A 24,302-nucleotide genomic window follows, 5' to 3' on the forward strand; every position below is an offset into this window, starting at 1 on the left:
CATAGGCTAAGTACAATTCTAAAAAATAGTAAATTTTAATGGCGAGATCGCAACAGACATTCGGTAAAAAAGAAAAAGAAAAAAAACGTTTAAAGAAACGTGAAGAAAAAGCAAAGCGTAAAATAGAAAGAAGAGCAAACTCAAAAGGTGGTGAGTTTGAAGATATGATTGCTTATGTTGATGAAAATGGACACCTTACCGATACTCCTCCAGATCCTGCTAAAAAAGTTAAAGTTGACGCCGAAAGCATTATAATAGGAATTCCTAAGAAAGAAGAAATGGAAGAGGAAGATCCGGTAAGAAATGGTAAAGTTTCTTTCTTTGATACTTCTAAAGGTTTTGGTTTTATTATTGATGCCGAAAATAACGAAAAGTATTTTGTGCACGTTAGTGGTTTAATTGATGAAATATCTGAAAATGATAAAGTAAGCTACGAACTAGAAAAAGGTATGAAAGGTATGAATGCCGTTCGTGTAAAAAGAATATAATACAATACCAATATATTGTATGCAAAACGGTCATATTTACTATGACCGTTTTTTTTAAATCTAATTTTTTAGTCATTACTACACGACTAGAAAATAACTTGTAACTTTGCTTAAAATAGTAAAAATGGAATCTTTCTCTGACTTTAATCTTAAAAAACAATTGCATTACGCAATTGATGATTTAGGGTTTACAACCCCAACACCTATACAACAAGAAGCCTTTTCTGTAGTTATGTCTGGTAAAGATATGATAGGTATAGCACAAACTGGTACAGGGAAAACCTTTGCTTATATGCTCCCAATTTTACAAGATTTAGCTTTTTCTAAGCAAAAAAATCCCAGAGTATTAATATTAGTACCAACTAGAGAGCTTGTGTTACAAGTAGTAGAACAAATAAACAGCTTTGCAAAGTATATTAATGTACGGGTAATGGGGTTTTATGGTGGTACAAATATGAATACACAAGCACAAATGGTATCTCAGGGATCAGATATTATTGTGGCAACACCTGGTCGTTTGTACGACTTGGTTTTGGCAAGAGCATTGCAATTAAAATCTATTAAAAAATTAGTGATAGATGAAGTAGATGTAATGTTAGATTTGGGGTTTCGTTTTCAAATAACTAACATTTTTGAGTTATTGCCAACACGCAGACAAAATATTATGTTTTCTGCGACTATGACAGAAGATGTAGAAATTTTAATAAACGACTTTTTTATTAATCCAGAAAAAGTATCTATTGCTGTTAGTGGTACTCCATTAGATAACATTTCACAGACGTGCTATGCGGTACCAAATTTTTACACCAAGGCCAACTTATTGGTACATCTGCTAAAGGATAAAGAAACCTATAAAAAAGTATTGGTGTTTGTTGCAAATAAGCGTTTTGCAGACCGTTTGTTTAAATCTTTAGATGAAATTTTTTCTAATGAATTATGTGTTATTCATTCTAATAAAACTCAAAATTACAGAATACGTTCAATAAATCAGTTTGATGAAGGTATTAATAGAATATTGGTAACCACAGATGTTATGGCACGTGGTTTAGATTTAGATAAAATATCTCATGTAATTAATTTTGATACACCTACTTTTCCTGAAAACTATATGCACCGTATAGGTAGAACAGGTAGAGCAGAAGAACAAGGAAATTCTATTTTATTTTATACAGAAAAGGAAGAACAGTATAAAGATGCTATTGAGGAACTGATGGATTACACTATTCCTTCTTTAGAAATTCCTGAAACGGTTGAAATATCGAAAGAACTAATACCAGAAGAAAGACCAAAAATATTAGAACACCACAATCCTATTAAAATTAATGAGGAAGAAAGAGGTGCAAGCTTTCATGAAAAGAAAGAGAAAAATAAAAAAGTAAATAAAGGAGGCTCTTATAAGTTTGAAATTGCCAGAAAATATAAGAAACCAAAAACTAGAGGAGACAAAAACTATAATAAGCGTAACAAGAAGAAGTAGTAATTGGTTATTCTTCCTCTAACAAAGACACATATTTTTGTTTAGCAAAAGTTGTTAAATCTTCAAAAAAAGATGTAAATTCTTTCTCAAACTCTTGGTAATGTTCTTTTAAATCTACAATGGCAAAATTCATTTTAGACTTGTTTTTAGTACGTCTATTCATTCCGTCTAAAACCTTAGATATACCTGTTAAACTTGCATAGCTAAGTATCCAATTATCAGCAATCATATAAGGCATCATACGCTTTGTGTTTTCTGGTAGTATAAGGTAATTGTCTTCTAAAAGATCATAAAATTTTTCTACAAATTCATCTAAAGGAGTATCAGAGTAATTATTCCAGTTTTTAGCCAAAAAATGATCGTAAAAAATATCTACAATTACACCACTGTAATGCCCGTAATTTTCATGTAATTTTTTAGTGCTTTTACGTACCGTTTTGTGTGCGTCTGTAAAAGTATCTATATGCCTATGTAAGGTAATTCCTTTTTGTATTTTTTTTGGTAGGTGTTTGTATTTGTTACCTCTAATACTATCAGCTATAAAATTTCCTATAGTAATTTCATCATCTTCAAAGGAAAGGTAAATGTGTGCAAGAAAATTCATAAGTCGATATTAGTATTCTTAAAATCGAATTTACAAATTCAAAACATAAGAATTGCGTCTGTACATGTATATTTGTAAAAACTTTTATAAAATATATGACACTAATCAAATCTATTTCGGGAATACGAGGAACAATAGGAGGTAAGCCTTCAGAAAATTTAACACCATTAGACGCTGTAAAATTTGCTGCTGCTTATGGTATATGGTTAAAAGAGTATGCTAAAAAAGATACGCTTAAAGTAGTTATTGGTCGTGATGCCAGGTTATCTGGAGAAATGATACAAAACTTGGTGGTATCTACATTAGTAGGTTTAGGAATAGATGTAATAGATTTAGATTTATCTACAACTCCAACTGTAGAAATAGCTGTGCCATTAGAAGAAGCAGATGGTGGTATTATTTTAACTGCCAGTCATAACCCTAAACAATGGAATGCATTAAAGCTTTTAAATGAAAAAGGAGAATTTTTAAATGCAGAACAAGGAGCTAAAATTTTAGCAATAGCAGAAAAAGAAGATTTTACGTTTGCAGATGTAGATAATTTAGGTACTATTTTAAAAAATGATTCTTATATAGATATACATATTGATGAAGTTTTAAACTTATCATTAGTAGATAAAGAGGTAATTAAGGCAGCTAAATTTAAAGTAGTTGTAGATGGTGTAAACTCTACAGGCGGCATAGCCATACCAAAATTATTAGAAGAATTAGGAGTAGAGGTTGTAAAGTTATATTGTGATCCTACAGGTCATTTTCCACATAATCCAGAGCCATTAAAAGAGCATTTAGCAGATATTTGTGAATTGGTAGTTAAAGAAAAGGCAGATTTTGGTATTGTTGTAGACCCAGATGTAGACCGTTTAGCTTTTATTAGTAATGATGGTGAAATGTTTGGAGAAGAGTATACTTTAGTGGCTTGTGCAGATTATGTTTTAAGCAAAACAAAAGGAAATACAGTGTCTAACTTATCTTCTTCTAGAGCACTAAGAGATATTACAGAAAAACACGGAGGTACATATGAGGCTGCTGCTGTAGGTGAAGTAAACGTTGTTACAAAAATGAAAGCCAATAATGCAGTAATTGGAGGTGAAGGTAACGGAGGTATAATTTACCCAGAAAGTCACTATGGTAGAGATTCTTTAGTTGGTACAGCTCTGTTTTTAATGCTAATGGCAGAAAAAGGAGGTACTGTTGCAGAGTTAAGAGCTAGTTATCCAAGTTATTTTATGAGTAAAAAGAAAATACAATTAACACCAGGTTTAGATGTAGATGGTATTTTAGTTGCTATGGCAGATAAGTATAAAGATGAAGAAATATCTACTATAGATGGTGTAAAAATAGATTTTGCTGAAAATTGGGTACACTTACGTAAATCTAACACAGAACCAATTATTAGAATTTACACAGAGGCAAAGAGTCAGGCAGAAGCTGATACACTTGCAGACCGTGTAATAGGAGAAATTAAAGAAGTAGCTGGTTTATAAATTACAAACCACTGGATAATAAAAAACTCATTGCTTAAATAGGCAATGAGTTTTTTTATTTATTAAACTTGGGCTTTTTGCCGGCGTGTTTCCAACGCCTGTGTGTCCATAAATAATATTCTGGCTTTTCTCTTATTTGTTCTTCGGTAAGCCTTAAAAACTCATCTGTTATATAATTTTTTTCAGTCTCTTTACCAGCTAGTGTAATGGGAATAAATTCTACTTTATAATATCCTCTTTTTACTTTAGACACTTTTGCATACACTACAGCCAAATCTAATTTTCTGGCTAAAACCTCTGCGCCATTATGTATTGGTACATGCAGCCCCATAAAATTACTCCAGTGCATAGCACGGGAGTATTGTGGTGATTGGTCACTTACCATACCATAAATAGCTCTAACGCCATTTTTCTCGTTTTTTATTACCGTTTTTACAGTGTCTTTTTGTGTAATTGGAGTAGTGTTCCATCGGGCACGTAAGTTTCTTATCCATTTATCAAAATACTTATTAGCAATTTTTTGATAAACAGCATAACCCTCTGTATCTATAAGGTTGTTAATACTCACCATCCATTCCCAATTGGCGTAATGGGCACAAACTAACAAAATACTTTTGTTTTTTTCAATAGCTTTTAGTTTGTCCATATCTACAACATTAAACCTTTTTTTAACAGCAACTTTAGACAAGCTCATTGTTTTTACCATTTCCATAAACATATCGCACATATGTTTATAAAACTTTATTCTAATGGTTTTTAATTCCTTATCTGATTTGTTAGGGAATGTAAGTTTTAAATTGTCTAATACTACTTTTTTACGGTAACCAAATACACGAAATACCAAAAAGTACATAACATTAGAAACCCCATAAAATAAAGTATGTGGTAATATAGAAACAACCCAAAGTATAGGATAAACTAAAATAAAAACTAGTAACTGCATTAAGAATAAAATTATGCAAATATAACTATATTTGAAGCTAAACTACAGTAGTTAAAAATGAATTTACACATTGTTACAATAGTCATTATTGCTTTAAATGTAATAGTAACCTTAAAGGGCTTAAATGATGCTTCTTTTTTTGAACGTTATAAATTTAGTATAGGTGGAATAAGATCAGGGCAAAAAGAGCGTATGCTAACCTCTGGCTTTTTACATGTAGATATATCACACATTTTTTTTAATATGTTTACCCTTTATTTTTTTGCTAATGTGATTATTACGCATATGGGAGCATTTAACTTTGTTTTAATTTATGTAATAAGTTTATTAGCGGGTAGCTTACTAGCCTTATTTTTTCATAAGGACGAACCTTATTATAGTGCCGTAGGTGCAAGTGGTGCTGTAACAGGTATTTTATATGCAGCAATTTTATTAGAGCCCAATATGCGTTTAGGTATTATGTTTATACCAATACCAATGCCAGCATATGTTTTTGGCATAGGGTACTTATTGTATTCTATTTATGGTATGAAAAAGCGAATTGGAAACATAGGACACACTGCACATTTTGGTGGCGCTATTGGTGGTTATGTAACTACATTATTTTTTATACCAACTCTTATTTTTACAGATACTCTTGTTGTTGTGCTTATGGCAGTGCCTATTATTGTACTTTTTATCTTAGATAAATTAGGTAAAATATAGAATTTTATCGTTAGAAACACTAACTATGACTAAAATATTACTCATAATATAAATTATATACTATTTGGTGTATTTTTGCGTTATAATTATCCCAAATAATTAATAACCTACTTATTATGAAGTTTAGATCCTTAGTATTTTCTACGGCTGTAGCCCTAGGATTTGTTGCGTGTAGTGATGAAACTACCGTGTTTAATGAAGCAGAAAAATTAGCTGAGTTAGAAGTTAACCAAGAAACACTTACCAATAGTATAAGTTTTGATAAAGCTGGAGTGCTTGGTGTTTTTGAAGAAGATAAAACCACAGGAAAGTTTTCAAAAGAAGAAGATGGTTTAGCGGGAGATTACCCACTAACTTTAGTAGCACAAGTACAGCCGCCAACTTATAACGGAAACACAAATTTGGCAGCAACACATATTGCTGTAGAGGGAGATTACGCTTATGTGTCGTACAATACGCAGTTTGATACTTATGCGGGTGCCATTGATATTGTTCGTATAAGCGACCCACATAATCCACAAGTTACTGCTAGGTTAAATTATACCAATGCAGATATAAACTCAGTTACAGTATCTAATGGTTACGTTTATGCTGCCGGTAGCGTAGACGCAGAATTATCTGTAACCGCAACAGAAAACTCTTTTGTAGCTAAAATTAGCGTAGCAAACGGTTCATTTAATTTAAATGATATTACTTACGGTTTTCAAAAAGGAAAAGCTGGTACAGATGTATTATCATTTAACAATAAAATATATGCTACCAGCGGTAAAGAAGGTACATTAACAGTTTACAATGCCGCAGACATGATGGTAGAAAGTCAGTTTGAAGCAAATGATTTATTATCAGTAGCCAAGCATGACAATAAATTAGCAGTTTTAGATGGCGATTTTGGAGTTACTGTGTACAATTCAAATTTAGAAAAGGTAAGTACCATTGCTATAGATACAGATTTAGGTATTGGTACTAAAAAGAATATGGATTTTACAGACACTAAAATTCTTGTTCCCGAAGCTAATAAAGGAGTAGGAGTTTATAACTTTGCTTCAGGAAATCGTATAAAATATATAGCTATTTCTGCTCATCCGGATGCAGATGCAAATGGAGACAATGTAACTAATGCCATTTCCAAAAATGAAAATGTAGTTATGATTGCTAATGGTGCTGCTGGTTTAGCTTTAGCCGAAGAAAAAGAAGGAGAACTAAGTGTTTTTGGTGTTATAGATATTGAAGGTTCTGTAAATTATGTAACTACTAAAAACGATTATGTTTTTGCGGCTACAGGAACAGAGGGTTTACAAATAATTAAGTTAAATAGACCATCTGAATCTTTAGAGACCAAATGTACTGGTTTATCATGGTACAGAGGTTCGTCTAACTTAGTAGTTAATGCAGGTGATGTTGCACAGTATACTGGTTATACTAGGTTTAATTCTGTAACTACAAGTGGTGAGCTATTGTTATGCGGATCATGGTCTACTAGGTATAGTACCACTTTAGAAGAAGGTGCATTGTTTGAAATGAGAGGTTCTTATTATATGGCTACAAATAACAGAAGGTCTTCATTAACCATAAAAAAAGATGCTACTTTTAGGGTAGAAGGTAACCTATACGTATATGGAGATGTGATTTTAGAAGAAGGAGCTACCCTAGAATTTTTAGGAGAGGATTCTGTTGTAAATGTTTTTGGATCTGTTACTATAGCTCCAACAGCAAAAGTTATTGGTGAGTATAGGGATGTTAGAAACAAATTTTAGTAAGCTTTTTAGTCAATTAAACAATAATATGCTAAAAAAAGTCCGAAACTAATAATGGTTTCGGACTTTTTTATTGTTTAAAACAGTAACTTAATTAAGTAACTCTGCTATTTTATTCTCTAGATTTTCTCCTCTTAAATTTTTAGCAATTATAACTCCATTTTCATCTAAAATAAATGTAGACGGTATTGTGGTAACATTATATAGTTTAGCAACTTGTTGCACATCTTTTTCATTGTAAACGTGGTACCATCCTAAACCATCTTCTTCAATTGCTTCTTTCCATTCATTTGCATTTCTGTCTAAAGAAACACCAATAATACTTAAACCTTTATCATAGTATTTATCGTAAACTTTTACCATATTAGGGTTTTCATTTCTACAAGGTTTACACCAAGCAGCCCAAAAATCTACTACAGTTACTTTTCCTAAAACATCTTTTAAAGCCAAAGGCTCTCCGTTTAAATTTGGAGCTGTAAACTCTGGAGCTTTTGCGCCAATTGAAGTAGCTTTGTTTTTATTTAATATTTCTATAATAGACTTAACTGAAGCAGTTTTTTTAACCTCGTCAGATAAAATATTAACAAGCTCGTTTATTTCTTCTTCATTTATTAAATTGTTTTGAAACAATCTGTTAGTGATCATTCCAGAAATTACAGCATTAGGGTTTTCTTTTACAAAGTTAACTTCAAACTCTTTACCTTCTTCCTGTATTTCTTTAATTTCATCTTGCAAAGCTTTTACAGTTGCTGTATCCCTAGCCATAGCAGCTTTTTGGTAATCTGCTTGTATAGATTGTACTTTTTCGCCAATTAACTTAGAGCCTTTTATAAAATCTGTAAACATATCATTTTGTGGTGTACCCGATATAGTAACGTTTCTAAGACTATCTTTATGAGCAGACATTTCTATTGTTCCTTGCTCGGGAAAAAACATCATATTACCTCTTATTTTATCTATAAAAACATAGTACGGATCTAAAGTAGCCGGTAATGGCGTGTTAAATACAAATTTGCCATCTTTTACTGTAACGGTATCTATTTCTTTAACAGAATTATTTTCTCCTGCTGTTTTTAAAAACACTTGTGTACCATCTGCAACATCTCCTCTAAGGTTTCCGTTTAGTACAAAAGAATCTGTTTTTTCTCCACAAGACACTGCTAAAACAGCAATAGTAAGTGTAACTAGTAATTTTTTCATTATAAGTTTTTATTATTATATGTTACAAATGTAGGTAAACTAAAAGTGATAAAAAAAGCCCTTAACATTTTGCATGGTAAGGACTTGTTACTCTTTTGTTTAGTGTTTAAAACTTGTATCGTAAACCTAGTGCTATGTCAAAATCAAAATTATCACTAAAATGTTTATAGCCAGTTAAACCAATTTCTGGTCTAATATCTAAAGATACTAGCAATGGAAAATCAAAATTGTATTCAATACCAAGGTCACCAGCGGCAAAAATAAACAAGCCACCATCTGGCTCTCTAATATCCGAAGGATTATTTGGGTTTGCAATAGGTTCAAAATCTACACTTCCAAAACCTGCACCTGCACCATAATACCAGTTAAAACCAGCGTCTATGGGTAGTACCCATTGGTGAATACCAGAAACTTTAAAGGCGTCATAGTTTTTACTATCTCTCCAGCCTAAATTAGCTTCTAATCGTGTATATCTTGTTAAACTTTTTTGGTATGATAATTCTGCGCCAAATCCTTTACTATCTCCTAGTCTTAAGCCAGCGGTATGCTCTGCAATGTCTTGTGCACTTAGAGTGGCAGTTATCAAAAAAACAAAAAATGGAATTACTTTTAAGATTTTCATAATACTATATAATTTTGATGTAAAAATATGATGTTTAAATTACATTTAAGTGAATAAAAACTTATTTTAGTTCCCAAAAATTATACCAAATTGACTACCAAATTGCTTAACTCACTAGAACAGAATTTAGAAGGAGATTTATTTGTAGATAAACTTTCTACTACTTTATATGCAACCGATGCATCTGTATACCGAAAAATGCCTTTGGCTGTAGCTTTACCCAAAACAACAGATGATCTTAAAAAATTAATTCGTTTTGCATCAGAAAATAATATTGGATTAATACCAAGAACAGCAGGTACATCTTTAGCAGGGCAATGTGTGGGAGATGGTATTGTTGTAGATGTATCTAAACATTTTACTAAAATAATTAGCGTAGATAAAGATAAAAGACAAGTTACTGTACAGCCGGGTGTTATTAGAGATGAGTTAAACCTTTTTTTAGAACCTTATGGTTTATTTTTTGGCCCAAATACATCTACATCTAATAGATGTATGATTGGTGGTATGGTTGGTAATAATTCTTCGGGAACAACATCTATACAATATGGCATTACCAGAGAGAAAACGGTATCCTTAAAAGCAATTTTGGCAGATGGCTCCGAAGCAAATTTTGGAAATATAAGTAAAGAAGAATTTCATAATAAAAGAGCAGAAAATACTTTTGAAGGAAAAATATACAATGCCATTTTTAAGGAACTAAGCGTTAAAGAAACACAGGAAGAAATTATAAAAGAATTCCCTAAACCGTCTATTCATAGAAGAAATACTGGTTATGCTGTAGATGAGTTGTTGCAAAATAATGTGTTTGGTAAAAATGGTGTTTTTAATATGTGTAAATTGTTAAGCGGTAGTGAGGGTACACTTGCGTTTACCACGGAAATTACACTTAGTTTAGATCCTATACCACCAAAATATTCTGCTATGGTTGTTACACACTACAATTCTTTAGAGGATTGTTTAGCAGATGTTGTACCGGTTATGGAGCACCAGTTACATTTGTGTGAAATGATGGATAAGGTTATTTTGGATTGTACCAAAAATAACCGTGCACAATTGGCTAATAGGTTTTTTGTAGAAGAAGATCCTGCCGCACTTTTAATGTTAGAACTAAAGGCAGAAACCAAAGCAGATTTAAATTACTTAATAGATAGTTTATTAAAAACAATTAAAAAATCTGGATTAAGTTATGCTAGTCCTATTTTATTTGGTGATGATATAAGAAAAGCAATAGAACTGCGTAAAGCAGGATTAGGACTTTTAGGTAATATGGTTGGAGATAAAAAGGCTGTAGCCTGTATAGAAGATACCGCTGTTGCCATAGAAGATTTAAAAGAATTTATTGCAGAGTTTTCTGTTATAATGAAAGGGTACAACCAAAGTGCTGTATATTATGCTCATGCCGGTGCGGGCGAGTTGCATTTACGCCCTATTTTAAATCTAAAAAAAGGTGAAGATGTAAAATTGTTTAGAGATATTACTACAGATGTAGCTAAATTAACTAAAAAATATAATGGCTCTTTTAGTGGTGAACACGGAGATGGCATTGTGCGTGCAGAGTTTATACCTTTAATGATAGGTGAAAAAAACTACCAACTGCTACGCAGAATAAAATCTTATTTTGATCCTAAGGGAATTTTTAATCCTGGTAAAATAGTAGATTCATACCCAATGGATGAATCTTTTAGATATGAAGTAAATCGTGAAGAACCAGAAATAGAAACGTTGCTAGATTTTTCTGAAAGCGAAGGCATACTTAAAGCAGCAGAAAAATGTAATGGTAGTGGTGATTGTAGAAAAACCGAAAAAGCTTCAGGTGCAATGTGCCCAAGTTACCACGTTACTAGAAATGAAAAGGATACTACTAGAGGTAGAGCAAATGCATTAAGAGAAATGCTTACCAATACAGAACAAACCAATAAGTTTAACCAAAAAGAGCTTAAACAAGTTTTTGACCTTTGTTTAAGTTGTAAAGCTTGTTCTAGTGAGTGTCCTAGTAATGTAGATGTTGCTACTTTAAAAGCAGAACTTAGTTACCAATATCAAGAAGAAAACGGATATTCTTTTAGAAACAAACTGTTTGCTTACAATACAAAATACAATGCGCTGGGTAGTAAAATACCAAAAATTACCAATTTTATGTTTAATTCTTCCCTGTTTGGTGGAGTAATTAAAAATATTAGTGGTGTTGCTCCAGAACGTAGTTTACCAAATGTATATAAATTTAATTTTGATAAATATTTGGGACAAGTAAATACATCCGTTAAAAAGAATATAGGCCGTGTTGTTTTGTATATAGATGAGTTTACCAAATATTTAGATGTTAACTTAGGTATAGATGCTATACAAGTACTTACTAAACTAGGATACAGTGTAGAATTGTTTTATGCAGAGAGCGGTCGTACATTTATATCTAAAGGTTTTTTAAAAGAAGCTAAAGAATTAGCATTAAAAAATGTAGTGCGTTTAAAAGAATATACAGATAAAGGTTTAGTTATTGTAGGTTTAGAACCATCTGCAATTTTAACGTTTAGAGATGAGTATAAAAAATTGGTTAGTGACAAAGATTTAGTGAATACAATAGCTAAAAATTCGTTTATAATTGAAGAGTTTTTGGCATCAGAAATAGAAAAAGGAAACATTTCTAAAAATCAGTTTACTAAAGAAACCAAAACGGTAAAAATACACAGCCATTGTCATCAAAAATCATTAAGCAACCAAAAAGTTACTTTTGATGTGTTAAATATTGTAGAAAATTATAAAGTATCTATAATAAGTTCTGGCTGTTGTGGTATGGCGGGCTCTTTTGGATATGAAAAAGAGCACTATAAAACTAGTATGGCTGTTGGTAATTTAAAATTGTTTCCGGCGGTAAAAAATAGTGATAAAGATGTAATTATTTCTGCAAATGGTACAAGTTGTAGACACCAAATATATGATGGTACAAAACGCAAAGCTTTACATCCAATTACAATTATAAAAGAAGCACTTGTTTAATATCTAAGTGCTTCTAATTTTTTTTATTCGGTAGCGTTACCTTCAGTTTTGTTTTTTTCAGGAGTAGTAGTGCTGGTTATAGAATTAATAAGCTGTTGCATATCCATATTTTTTATTTCTTCATCAGCAAAAAAAGGGGATAATTTATCATGGTTATATTGGTAAAGTTTCCATCTTTTAAAAGAGTATTCTAAGGCAGTTAAATTTTCTACCCAATCACCAGAATTTAGATACACACACCTTCCGTATTTGTTTTCTTTAAGTTCTTTTTTAGGTTGGTGTATATGTCCGCAGGCTACATAGTCGTACCCTTTTTCTATTGCTAAATTTATAGCAGTTTCTTCAAAATTACTAATATACTTTACAGCACCTTTTACACTATTTTTTATCCGTTTAGATAAAGAGTATTTCTCTCTTCCCATTTTTGTTAAACCCCAATTTAGAGCTCTATTTATAAGTATTAGCAAATCGTACCCTTTACCACCCAGCTTTGCTAACCATTTAGCATTAGTAATAGATGCATCAAAAACATCGCCATGAAAAAACCAAGCTTTTTTACCATCCAAATCTAAAACTAGCTTATCTAAAATTTGTACATTACCCATAATGGTACCGCTAAATTTACGTAACATTTCATCATGATTGCCAGTAATGTAGTAAACCTGTACACCTTTAGATGCCATACCAATAATCTTTTTTAAAACCTTCATGTGTGAAGACGGAAAGTAGCGTTTGCTAAACTGCCAAACGTCTACAATATCACCATTTAAAATTAAAATTTTGGGGTCAATACTATTTAAATAAATAAGTATTTCATCTGCATGGCAACCATAAGTGCCTAAGTGAACATCAGAAATTACAGCAACATCAATTTTTCTTTTCTTCATCTTTACTAGTTTATACAAACTAACCCTTTCAATATGAACTGAATATGAACAACTAATGAAAATTTTGTGATGATTGTGTTAAGTACACATTAAGGCTTGTGTAAATTTTATATTCTGATGCTTATAAATTACCTTTGGGACTTATACATACCAATACAAAAAATTAGATGGCAGGAAACACTTTTGGTAACCTTTTTAAGGTGGCTACCTTTGGAGAATCTCACGGAATAGCAATAGGCGGAGTTATAGATGGTTGTCCGTCTGGAATAGAATTAGACCTAGATGCAATACAAACAGAATTAAACAGAAGAAAACCTGGGCAATCTAAAATTGTTACTCAACGTAAGGAACCAGATACGGTAGAGTTTTTCTCGGGTATTTTTGAAGGTAAAACTACAGGCACACCAATTGGGTTTGCTATTCGTAATACCAATCAAAAATCTCATGACTATTCGCATATAAAAGACTCTTACAGGCCATCTCATGCAGATTATGTTTACGATAAAAAATACGGTTTTAGAGATTACCGTGGCGGCGGACGTAGTTCTGCTCGTGAAACAGCAAGCAGAGTTGTGGCAGGTGCTATTGCAAAACAGTTTTTATCTAACATAAAAATAAATGCTTTTGTATCTCAAGTAGGAGAATTAAAATTAAATAAAAACTATACAGAGTTAAATTTAGCAGATACAGAATTAAACCCAGTTCGTTGTCCAGATCAAGAAATGGCAGCTAAAATGGAATCTTATATAAAAGAGATAAAAAAAGAAGGTGATACTATTGGTGGCGTAATTACATGCGTAATACAAAATGTACCTATTGGCTTAGGAGAGCCTGCTTTTGATAAGTTACATGCAGAATTAGGTAAAGCTATGTTAAGCATAAATGCTGTAAAGGGTTTTGAATATGGTAGCGGTTTTAATGGTGTAGCTATGAAAGGTAGTGCGCATAACGACCAATTTAATACAGATGGTACTACAAAAACTAATTTTAGTGGAGGTATACAAGGCGGTATTAGCAATGGTATGGATATTTATTTTAATGTTGCATTTAAACCAGTTGCAACAATTATACAACCTTACGAGACTATAGACAAAAATGGAGCAATAGTTAAAACCCAAGGTAAAGGTCGTCATGATCCTTGTGTTGTACCAAGAGCAGTACCAATTGTAGAGGCTATGGCTGCTTTAGTTTTGGCAGATTACACATTAATTCATAACAGTGCAAAGTAATTTGTTAGCTGTTTAAGATTGAATTATTTTTAATAATTAACTATTATAATTATTGATTCAATTTTATTTGGAGCGTAACACTCCAAAATGGTATATTACTCACAAAAATTTATAAAAAAGAAGTATGAAGAAATTGGAGCTGCACTGGCGGATTATGATTGGGATGGTTTTTGGTATCCTCTTTGGTTTTGGAATGGCACAACTAACTTGGGGAAAAGATTTTATAATGGACTGGATAGGACCATTTGGACAAATTTTTGTAAACCTCTTAAAATTAATTGCAGTACCTTTAATTTTAGCTTCATTAATTAAGGGAATTTCGGATTTAAAAGATATTTCTAAATTCAGAAATATAGGTTTTAGAACCATTGGTATTTATATGTTTACTACTGTTATAGCCATTACAATTGGTCTTGTTTTAGTAAATGTAATACAACCAGGAGAGGGTATATCTGAAGAAACCATTACAAAACTATCTAATACCTACGCTAATGATGGTGACATACAAGGTAAAATAGCAGAGGCTACAAACCAGAAAGAACGCGGACCACTACAGTTTTTGGTAGATATGGTGCCTAGCAATGCGTTGGCTGCAATGAGCAACAATAAACTTATGTTGCAGGTTATATTCTTTACTATTTTTATGGGTATTTCTATGCTCTTAGTAGGAGAAAAAAGGTCTAAACCATTAAAAGATTTTTTTGACTCTTTAAATGATGTAATTTTAAAAATGGTAGATTTAATTATGCTTGCAGCTCCTTATGCTGTATTTGCATTATTAAGTCAAGTTGTTGTTACAGCAGATGATCCAGAAATTTTACAAAAATTATTATCGTACTCGGGAGTTGTAGTATTAGGTTTGTTATTAATGATAGCTTTTTACTGCTCTTTAGTATATTTTTATACAAAAAAGAATCCTATTTGGTTTTTAAAACAAATGAGTCCGGCTCAATTATTAGCATTTTCTACTAGTTCTAGTGCAGCAACGTTACCTGTAACTATGGAGCGAGTAGAGGAGCACATTGGTGTAGATAAAGAGGTGTCTAGTTTTGTATTGCCTGTTGGAGCTACAATTAATATGGACGGTACAAGTTTATACCAAGCCGTTGCTGCTGTTTTTATAATGCAGGTGTTATGGCCAGAGGGATTAACTTTTGGTAACCAATTATCTATTGTGCTTACAGCACTACTAGCATCTATAGGTTCTGCAGCAGTACCTGGCGCTGGTATGGTTATGTTGGTTATAGTTTTAGAGGCAATTGGGTTTCCGGCAGATTTATATCCGGTGGCTCTTGCATTAATTTTTGCAGTAGACAGACCATTAGATATGTGTAGAACGGTTGTAAATGTAACGGGAGATGCTACAGTGTCTATGATAGTTGCTAAATCTGCAGGAAAATTGCATGACAATCCTAAACCTAAAAATTGGGATGATAATTATGATGAAGTAAAGTGAAAAAAAGCTTTTTAACTGATATTTAAACAGCATCAAACTTAATTGTTTGATGCTGTTTTTAATTATAAAGATATATACTTGTGTTTAGGATATTTAACTTGATAAGAGAAACGTTCTTTTTGTGTTTCCTTGCTATTTAAATCTATTTTCCAAGTAAGTAAGCCTTTTTTGTCATTATACGTTGCATTGTATGTTTCTATTTCGCTTACTTTAATTTCTTTATTTTCTGATAGCGGAATCCTGTCTATTAATTTTATAGAAACCTTTGTATTTTTATTATTCTTAATTTCTAAATCGTAGGCTCTGTTTACTATACGATTATTACCAAGTAAAGTTTTGCTTTTAAAATTACGATCTTGTTTTCTTATAACTGTAATACCAGCATCTACACCTAAAGAAACAACCATTTCCTTTGTTGTTTTGTAAGGATCTATTACTGTTTTGCCAGCAAAACCTCCTTTAAAGTAAATGTTAGCCTCACCAGGTAATAAGTTGTATTGCTCCCAGTTTTTAAAAGATGCTGTTAAAAATACATTTTCATTTAGTACAGGTATTGCCAAGTACTCGTATGTAGCCTCTAAATTAAAAGTATTAATTTCTATAGCAATTATATCTCCATCAGACTTAATAGAGTATGGTTTTTTAATGGCAAAAGTAGTATTTGTAATTTCATCTTGTAAAGTACTTTTTTTAGTGGTAATTACAATAACGCCGTTACTTGCTCTAGAACCATACACTGCAGTTGCAGAACTTCCGTTTAATTTTTCTAAAGACTGTATGTCATTAGCATCAATATCACCTTCAATAAAATCTTCAATTGGCACACCATCTACAATATATAAAGGTAATTCTGGCTTATGGTTTGGTATTGATGATGCACCTCTAATTGTAACTCCTGCCACTTTTCCTTGTAAAGAACTAGAGTAACTTGTTACTACAACTTCTTCTAATGCTTCACTACTTTCTTCTAAGGTTGTGTTTATAATAGAGGCATAAATGGGGGTTTCTACCGTTTCCATACCTATATAAGAAAACTGTAATTTTTGGCCCGTATGTGTTTCTATTGTATAATTACCATCAAAATCTGTTTGTGTGCCTATGTTGGTGCCTTTAATTAGTACATTACAGCCAGGTAAAGGTAATCCTGTAGCATCTGTAACTAAGCCTGTAACCTTTTTTACGGATGGATTATAGTAATATTTGTTCTTCTTTATTGTTTTAGGTTGGTAAGTGTAACCATTTGTAAAGTTTAAATATTTTGTGTTTATAACTGGTTTTGTGGTTTGTTTTATAGGGTTTCCGGTTGATAAGTTAATTTTTACATTCTTCCATTCGTTACCTGTGTTTTGGTACACATTAGCTTTGTATTTTAGTTGAAGATTACTTGCTGTATTTTTAGATTTTATATCATAAATTGGCACCCAGCCAGCATCAGAAACTACATAAGTTAACACTAAATTTAAATTTATATCTATAGGAGCATCAAACTTAACTACCAATTCTCCTTGTGCAATTTTAGGCCCTTTTGTAAGTTCTTTTACTTGTAAATTTAAATCTCTAATTGTAGTATTGGTGCTATTAATTTTTTTGTTAATAGTAAAAATTTCATTTCTAATTTGTGTAATGCGCTCTCTGTAGTAAGTACTTATTTGTTTCAGTTTCTCTAGGTCTAAATTTTCTGTAGTTGCACTAACTTGTCTGTTTTTAGTAATTAACAATTCTTCTTCTTGCAAGCCAGAAATTCTATTTTTTAAACGCTGTATTTTTTCAGATAACTGTTTAACTTTATCTTGTAGCTCTGCGGCTTCTGGAGTTACCATAAACTTGTCTAAATAATTAATGCCGTAATCTATAGATAAAATAGAAACAGACTGCAGCCCGGATATTTGAATACTATTTTCATCAATTTTAGAAGATAAACCAGTAAATTTTAGCTCGGTTGTACCTTGGTTAAGCATAAAATTACTTGTACGTGTAATTTGTGCTCCATTTAAGTAAACAGTAACTTCTTTTATGGTAGACGGTGTTTTATTATCGGCGCCAAAAAATGTTATTGGCACCAGTAAAAATAAGCAAAGTAGTTTTTTCATAAGTAATAATTTTTAAGGTTATGTAAACCTAATTATTACCAGTAGGGTGTAAAACTACAATTGTGTAAAGTAATCTTTAGAGTGAGTAAAGTGATCTTTTGGGCTAGTTTAGCTTTTTGTGGTGGTTTTAAATGAAGTGCTACTAGGAAGCTCAAACAACTCTAAATCAAAAAACGGAATAGCTGCAAGTAAATGGTCAAATATATCAGACATAATATACTCGTAGTTTTCCCACCTTTTATCGCTACTAAAAGCATAAACCTCTAAAGGAATACCTTGTGGAGTAGGAGCCAGTTGCCTAACCATAATAATCATATTCTTATTAATTGCAGAATGATTTTTTAAATACGTATCTGCATATTTTCTAAAAAGTCCTATGTTAGTTAGGTTTCTGCCGTTAATTAAAATAGATTTATCTATGTTATTACTTTTATTATAATCCGTAATATTTTCTTGTCTGCCAATTATATAATCTGTAATTAAACTTATTTTTTTAAATTTTTGAATTTCTTTTGGAGCTAAAAACTTTATACTTTCTTGTTTAATAATTAAAGCACGTTTAATTCTACGTCCAGGAGAATTTGTCATTCCCCTCCAATTTTTAAAAGAGTCTGATATTAAAGCGTATGTAGGTATTGTTGTAATGGTATTATCAAAATTACGGACTTTAACTGTGGCAAGGTTAATTTCTACAACATCGCCATCTGCACCATAATTGTCAAAAGAAATCCAATCTCCAATACGTACCATATCATTAATAGATACTTGTATGCTTGCTACAAACCCTAGTATAGTATCTTTAAAAATTAATAATATAACAGCAGATGCAGTTCCTAAACCGGTTAAAAACTTCCAAAGTTCTATGTCTGTAAGTATAGATATTGCTAATAGTATACCAATAGACCATAAAAATATCATAAACACCTGTATGTAACTGTCTATGGGCTTATCTTTAAGGTTTGGTATGGTCTTAAAAAAATCTTTTAAGGTGTTAAGCAGGCTTCTAATTACCCAAAGTGTAAGTATAATGCCAAATACTTCTAGGCCTTTTAAAATTACTATTTGTGCATTAGGAAAATCGTTAAAAACATAAGGTATTGTATTGTAAGCAATAATAATAGGTACAATGTGCGCTATATTTCTGGGTACTTTATTTTTAACCAAAAAGTCATCAAAATTTGTTTTAGATAAGCTTGTAAATTTGGCAAAAACTGAAATAAATATTTTTCTTAAAATGTAATCAAAAATATAAAGTACCAGTATTAAAAGTAGTAGTAAAGTTAGGGTGTTAAGGTATTTTGCGTAAACATCATCTAAACCAATTTCTACTAAATAATTGTAAAGCAAAGAAGATACTTGATTTAAACTGTACATAAAATGTTTTGTATTTTAAATATTAAACAACCAAGTTAATGTAGTTGCTAGAACTTATTAGTCTAAAAATTTTGATTTTAGCTCTGGGGTAGGAATCATACAATTATTTTTTTTGCCAAACCAGTTATATCTGTTTTTAGCAATAATAGAATACACCCAATCTCTAAAGCCAACAGGAATTTGCTCTAATACCCATAATAAAGACCAAATACCTCCAAAATTACGACCAATTTTAAGTGCTGCTGTAGATTTTACATAATAAGCAACGTTGGGTTCTATTAGTACTATAGAATCTGTTTTTTGAATGTCTATATTTCGCTTAGAAAAAAAGTCATTAGCAATTTTTCCTTGAAGTGTAGCAAACCTAAATTCATCTTTTTTATCATTTTTAATAATAAACTGTATGGCGCTATTACACAAATTGCATACGCCATCAAAAAGAATTATTTTTTTATCTGTTTTCACTTTGCAAAGATAAAATACCAGCAGTAAATAAACGGTTTTTTATAATGAATTTAAGAAATCACTTAAATCTATTTCTTTTCCTAAACCCAGTTTCTTTTTTAGCCGGTATTTAGATTTTAGAATACTATCTGGCAATACATTAAAAATAGCAGCAATTTCCTTTGTAGACAAGTTCATTCTTAAAAATGCAGCAAGTCTAATTTCTTTTTCAGAAATGTCTGTATATATGGCTTTTAATTTGTTATCAAAATCATTATGGACATCTGCAAAATAAGATTTAAAAAGATCCCAGTCTTTATCATCTGCAGTTTGTTTTTTTAGTAGCATTAAAATACGTCTAAATTCTAATTTAAATTTATCAGGATTATTTTTAAGTTCTTTTAGGTTTTCTATAAGCTCTTGTGTAAAGGTGTTTTTTTGTACTAGGTGTACCGTTAAACTTGCTAATTCTTTTTGCTTGTGTTCTATTTCTTTACGGTAAAGTTCATCTTGTTTTTTATGATTTACAATATTTTTTTTCATCTTATGCTTGTATATAAAGAATAGCATAATTGAGATTGAAAGTACAGAAACCATACCAGCTGCATAAAGGCTAGTAGTTAATGCGTTTAATTTGTCTTTTTGTTGCAGGTTTTTTATTTCTTCTTCATTTAGCGCTAATAGTGTTTGTTTTTTTTCAGTTTCATAAATAGTTTTAAGCTCTTCTATTTGTTGAGCATTTTTTAAGTTATAAATACTGTCTTTATAATTTTGATGATTTTTTAAATCCTTTAAAGCCAAAGTATTTTTGCCTAATTGCTCATACGCTAGGGAGCGTAGTTTATAATTCTCCATTAAATAATCTATTCTTTTAGAAGGAGTAGATTTTTCTATGGCCTTATCTAAATACGTTATAGCTATTTTTGGCTTATTTAAGTCTAAATAAAGTGTTCCCAACTCTTTTAAAACATCTATATAGTTGTATAAAAATCCTTCTCTTTCATGAAAACTTAAACTTTCTTCTAAATATATTTTAGATTTTTCAAATTCTTTAGATTGTCTGTATAAAGAGCCAATGTTGGTGTATAACATTGCTTCATTAGATTTTAAGCCTTGGTTATGAGCAATTTTTAAACCTTCTTTAAAATGTAAAATAGCTTTATCAAAATCTTTTAAATTACAAAAAGCAGAACCTATTTGTAAGTACATATTACACATCCAAATACTATCATCATTAATTTTATATACTTCTAGAGCTTTGTTGTAGTATGTTATAGCTTCATTATAATTTCCAATGTGGTTTTGTATTTCTCCAATTCTGGCAGTAACATCTGCTATACGTATAGCACTGCCGTTTATAGAATCTAATATGTTTAAAGATTGCATATACATTTTTTGAGACAACCTATACTGTCCTTTACTTAAGTAAACACTAGCTATATTACCTATAGTGTGGCCATATAATGCTGTTTTGTTGTTCTTTTTAAATACATCTTTGGCTTCATTAAACATTTTTAAAGACTTGTCTAAATTAGAGTTTAACCGTTCAAAATCTGCCAATTCATTAAGTCCCTTAGCATAAGAAACATCATCGCTAAGTTCCTTGGCCAAAGACATAGCTATTTTATGATAGTAGATAGAAGAGTCTAATTTATGTAATGCTTTGTAGTTTAATGCACTATTATAGGCATTGTATATGGTTTTTTGTTTGTTATCTATAAATTTTGAAATGTGATACGCCTGTAAAGAATACTTTAAAGATAACTTAGGATTTTTGTATTGAAGAATTGAATGTAAACTATCTAATAAAATTAATTTTTGAGTTGATGATTTTTCCGTTTTTAATGCATTTTGTAGGCTGTCTATTCTTTTGTTAGTTTGACTGAAAGAAAATTTTGTAATACTTATTACCATTAAGGTAATTAATAAGGATTTCATAAGTTAATTCTGATAAAGTTAATTACATAAAGAATAAAATAATTGGGGACTTTACCTTTTTTCTTTGGTTCTAAGGTATTGATTTTTTTTATTTTTTTGAATATAGCATTCTTCATAATTCTTAGTTTGTCTATATAAATACAGACTTTTATAACTTAATTTTTATAAAGTAAATTTACTTGTAACTATATGTAATACAGTGTTTACACAAGTGTTTTGTGTAATTATTATTCAGTTTTTCTTGTCCTTAGTTTTATTAGTAATAAAGTTAACTTGTCCATACTTTGTCTATTATATATTTAGTGATTTGATCCTGCTTAAAATTTAATTTTGTGCTCTCAAATCTTAAAATATACATTATGAAGCATATGCATTCATATAGATTAAAAACAAACCTACTAATGTTTTTAATACTATTTGCGTCAGTATTGTCTTGCAATAAGGAAGATGATGCACAACAAACTGATAATGAGTTAAAAGAAAGTGATTTTAATAGCGTTCTTGCTATTGGTAAAGATTTAGAAGAGCCTGTGCAACAACAGATAGAGGTTTCTTCTACACAAAGCGAACAAGCAATAACATCTAACGATGATGAAGGGAACCCAATTGTAGAAAATTGGAAATGTACAACCACAACCTATGATTTAAAAAGAGAATCTGGCGGAGAAGATGGTTTTCCTTTGTTTAGCCCCAATGCTAAAATAATTTATCCAGGTAGTTTATTACAAGGTAAAACATTAAAAAATACAACTCCAGACGTTATAGCTGTAGATAGGGCAGGAGGAACAGTGTCTTATGATTTGGTTAATGGTAATATATCTAGTAATGTTACTGTAGATGTGGTGTCTAAAAGTAGCATACAAGATGCTATGAACCAGATTATAGCTGCATCACCAGATGTAACACCAGCAAATTTTACTTTTGAGTATGAGCAAGTACAAAGTAGAGAAGCTTTAGCTATTAGTATGGGGTTAGATATAAAATCTGCCTTTGTAAAAGCAGGTGCTAGTTTTGACTTTAAAAACGGAGATAATAAAAATAGAATTTTGGTAAAGTTAAAACAAACGTTTTACACAATGTCTATGAATTTACCAACTAGTATGGATGATTTATTTACAGATACAGTAACTCCAGAAGATTTAGCAAAATATGTGCAAGAAGATAATCCTGCCACATATATAAGTGACGTTACATATGGTAGAGTTTATTATATGTTAATAGAGACAAGCTCATCTTACCAAGAGCTTAATGTTGCTGCTAATGCTAGCTTTGGAGTTTTTAGTACAAAAGTAAAAGCAGAATTAGAGGTTAATCATTTAAAAGAACTAAAAAATGTTAATATAAAAGTTATTGCTTTTGGTGGTGATACAGAATCTACCATATCTACTATAGGTGAAACAAATTTAAGCTCTTTAGTTAGCCTACTATCTAAGAGTGCCAACATTGGTTCTGGATTGCCTATAAGTTATGTGGTACGTAGTGTAAATACAAACCAAATAGTTGGTGTACAACTCGCTACAAATTATAATGAAACTAATTGTGAACCTCTTTTTGATAATGGAGAACCAATACAAACAAAGCATTGGAGAGGTAACATTTTAGATAAAATGGGAGGTGTTGGTGCCGCTTTTGAGCGTAATAAAGGAGAGTTTATACTTATAAATACTTCTGGAGATAAGTATATGCGTAGTTTTAACGGTGCTTTAGAAGGTCCTTTTTCTGTATCTGATTTGTTTAGTGGTGAGTACCCTTTTTTTATAGGAGATAAAGATAGTGGGAAATTTGATGGTATTGGGGCTATTGTAAACCTTAGGAAAACTAAAGAATACGGCACTATTAATAAAGAAAGACAATTTTTAGCAATATCAAAAAGTGGGTTACAGTTTAAATATGTTAGTTCAAATTCCTGGGAAAATTTCACCACTTTAGAAGACCTTTCTATAGAGAATTTAGGAAGAGCTGGAAGTAGTGAAGGTTTTGGTACAGAAGGCATAGGTGCTTTGTTATATAACGATTATATTTTGTCAAATGAAGAGGAAGATTTATACGAAAGTTTAACAATTGCCTTTGATAAATCTGGTAAAAGAATTATGTACTTTATAACAGGAGATGGTAACACAGATATTGTAATGCCATTAAATTTATATACCATTAAAAATTCTAATAACATTTTAATTAAAAACATACCCTTAGAGACTGTAGGTGCATCATTTAATTTTTATGTAGGTGATAAATTAAGGAGTGTAGTTTTTGATATAACTGGTACAAAATACGCTGTTTCTGGTGATGATATAGGTAACTATTCTCCAATTTTTACCCTGTAAGTATGTCATAAATACTTGCAAATAACTCATCCTAAAATTATTTTCAAATTTTACTTTCCTACTTATGATTACATTTAATTATGTACTGGTCTTAATAACTGTTAATAATACACAGGATTGAGTTAGTGTAACTGAGCAATTTAATTATTGCTCAGTTTTTTTTCTAATAACTACTGTCTTAAAAAATAGTGTAAATTTTATTGTTTTTTTAAGCTAAGCAGAATTTTCTGAATATATATTAGTAAGTAAGTTGTTTATTGTATGTGTAATTTATTCACACAAATGA

18 protein-coding genes are annotated in these 24,302 nt (G+C 30.9%); 9 read left to right on the plus strand and 9 right to left on the minus strand.

What is annotated here, in order from left to right; genetic code table 11:
* Nucleotides 1–38: 38 nt before the first annotated feature.
* Both BFJ87_RS13940 and BFJ87_RS13945 read left to right on the plus strand, forming a co-directional pair.
* Nucleotides 39–488, plus strand: a complete 450-nt coding sequence (locus BFJ87_RS13940) for a cold-shock protein (RefSeq protein ID WP_077405844.1) — start codon at nt 39–41, stop codon at nt 486–488.
* Nucleotides 489–612: 124 nt separating this feature from the next.
* A complete protein-coding gene (locus BFJ87_RS13945) occupies nt 613–1,965 on the plus strand; it encodes a DEAD/DEAH box helicase (protein WP_077405847.1) in 1,353 nt (450 codons plus the stop codon).
* 7 nt (nt 1,966–1,972) lie between these two features.
* On the opposite strand, the gene BFJ87_RS13950 is transcribed toward BFJ87_RS13945, so the two are convergent.
* Nucleotides 1,973–2,569, minus strand: coding sequence for an acyl carrier protein phosphodiesterase (locus tag BFJ87_RS13950; RefSeq protein WP_077405850.1), 597 nt, complete (start codon nt 2,567–2,569; stop codon nt 1,973–1,975).
* A gap of 95 nt (nt 2,570–2,664) precedes the next feature.
* On the opposite strand from BFJ87_RS13950, the gene glmM reads away from it, so the two are divergent.
* A complete protein-coding gene (gene glmM / locus BFJ87_RS13955) occupies nt 2,665–4,053 on the plus strand; it encodes a phosphoglucosamine mutase (RefSeq protein WP_077405853.1) in 1,389 nt (462 codons plus the stop codon).
* Between the two features lie 55 nt (nt 4,054–4,108).
* On the opposite strand, the gene BFJ87_RS13960 is transcribed toward glmM, so the two are convergent.
* A complete protein-coding gene (locus tag BFJ87_RS13960; RefSeq protein WP_077405856.1) occupies nt 4,109–4,996 on the minus strand; it encodes a lysophospholipid acyltransferase family protein in 888 nt (295 codons plus the stop codon).
* A 57-nt stretch (nt 4,997–5,053) separates the two neighbouring features.
* Here BFJ87_RS13960 and BFJ87_RS13965 point away from each other — a divergent pair, with 57 nt between their 5' ends.
* Nucleotides 5,054–5,701, plus strand: coding sequence for a rhomboid family intramembrane serine protease (locus tag BFJ87_RS13965; protein WP_077405859.1), 648 nt, complete (start codon nt 5,054–5,056; stop codon nt 5,699–5,701).
* Nucleotides 5,702–5,817: 116 nt separating this feature from the next.
* Complete coding sequence (locus BFJ87_RS13970; protein WP_077405862.1) at nt 5,818–7,455, plus strand: LVIVD repeat-containing protein; 1,638 nt, start codon at nt 5,818–5,820, stop codon at nt 7,453–7,455.
* A 90-nt stretch (nt 7,456–7,545) separates the two neighbouring features.
* On the opposite strand, the gene BFJ87_RS13975 is transcribed toward BFJ87_RS13970, so the two are convergent.
* Nucleotides 7,546–8,655: a TlpA disulfide reductase family protein gene (locus BFJ87_RS13975; RefSeq protein WP_077405865.1), complete on the minus strand. Its 1,110-nt coding sequence runs from the start codon at nt 8,653–8,655 to the stop codon at nt 7,546–7,548.
* A gap of 106 nt (nt 8,656–8,761) precedes the next feature.
* Entirely contained in the window at nt 8,762–9,277 is a 516-nt protein-coding gene (locus BFJ87_RS13980; protein WP_077405868.1) for a hypothetical protein, read from the minus strand.
* A 90-nt stretch (nt 9,278–9,367) separates the two neighbouring features.
* On the opposite strand from BFJ87_RS13980, the gene BFJ87_RS13985 reads away from it, so the two are divergent.
* Nucleotides 9,368–12,274, plus strand: coding sequence for an FAD-binding and (Fe-S)-binding domain-containing protein (locus BFJ87_RS13985; RefSeq protein WP_077405871.1), 2,907 nt, complete (start codon nt 9,368–9,370; stop codon nt 12,272–12,274).
* A gap of 23 nt (nt 12,275–12,297) precedes the next feature.
* Here BFJ87_RS13985 and BFJ87_RS13990 read toward each other — a convergent pair whose 3' ends face one another.
* On the minus strand, nt 12,298–13,161 hold the full coding sequence (locus BFJ87_RS13990; RefSeq protein ID WP_077405874.1) for a UDP-2,3-diacylglucosamine diphosphatase: 864 nt from the start codon (nt 13,159–13,161) through the stop codon (nt 12,298–12,300).
* 167 nt (nt 13,162–13,328) lie between these two features.
* Here BFJ87_RS13990 and aroC point away from each other — a divergent pair, with 167 nt between their 5' ends.
* Together aroC and BFJ87_RS14000 are read left to right on the plus strand one after the other, a co-directional pair.
* Nucleotides 13,329–14,390, plus strand: a complete 1,062-nt coding sequence (gene aroC, locus BFJ87_RS13995; RefSeq protein ID WP_077405877.1) for a chorismate synthase — start codon at nt 13,329–13,331, stop codon at nt 14,388–14,390.
* 124 nt (nt 14,391–14,514) lie between these two features.
* A complete protein-coding gene (locus BFJ87_RS14000) occupies nt 14,515–15,846 on the plus strand; it encodes a dicarboxylate/amino acid:cation symporter (RefSeq protein WP_077405880.1) in 1,332 nt (443 codons plus the stop codon).
* Nucleotides 15,847–15,908: 62 nt separating this feature from the next.
* Here the strand turns inward: BFJ87_RS14000 and BFJ87_RS14005 are convergent, their stop codons facing one another.
* The 4 genes from BFJ87_RS14005 to BFJ87_RS14020 all read right to left on the minus strand — a co-directional run bounded on the left by BFJ87_RS14005 (nt 15,909) and on the right by BFJ87_RS14020 (nt 21,692).
* On the minus strand, nt 15,909–17,936 hold the full coding sequence (locus tag BFJ87_RS14005) for a DUF4139 domain-containing protein (protein WP_077405884.1): 2,028 nt from the start codon (nt 17,934–17,936) through the stop codon (nt 15,909–15,911).
* Nucleotides 17,937–18,044: 108 nt separating this feature from the next.
* Nucleotides 18,045–19,310: a mechanosensitive ion channel family protein gene (locus BFJ87_RS14010; protein ID WP_077405887.1), complete on the minus strand. Its 1,266-nt coding sequence runs from the start codon at nt 19,308–19,310 to the stop codon at nt 18,045–18,047.
* A 57-nt stretch (nt 19,311–19,367) separates the two neighbouring features.
* Nucleotides 19,368–19,775, minus strand: coding sequence for a thiol-disulfide oxidoreductase DCC family protein (locus BFJ87_RS14015; RefSeq protein WP_077405890.1), 408 nt, complete (start codon nt 19,773–19,775; stop codon nt 19,368–19,370).
* 39 nt (nt 19,776–19,814) lie between these two features.
* Complete coding sequence (locus BFJ87_RS14020) at nt 19,815–21,692, minus strand: tetratricopeptide repeat protein (protein WP_077405893.1); 1,878 nt, start codon at nt 21,690–21,692, stop codon at nt 19,815–19,817.
* A gap of 359 nt (nt 21,693–22,051) precedes the next feature.
* On the opposite strand from BFJ87_RS14020, the gene BFJ87_RS14025 reads away from it, so the two are divergent.
* Nucleotides 22,052–24,016, plus strand: a complete 1,965-nt coding sequence (locus BFJ87_RS14025; protein WP_077405896.1) for a thiol-activated cytolysin family protein — start codon at nt 22,052–22,054, stop codon at nt 24,014–24,016.
* The last annotated feature ends 286 nt before the right edge of the window (nt 24,017–24,302 follow it).

This window comes from Cellulophaga omnivescoria, from assembly GCF_001999725.1.
GTDB lineage: Bacteria > Bacteroidota > Bacteroidia > Flavobacteriales > Flavobacteriaceae > Cellulophaga > Cellulophaga omnivescoria.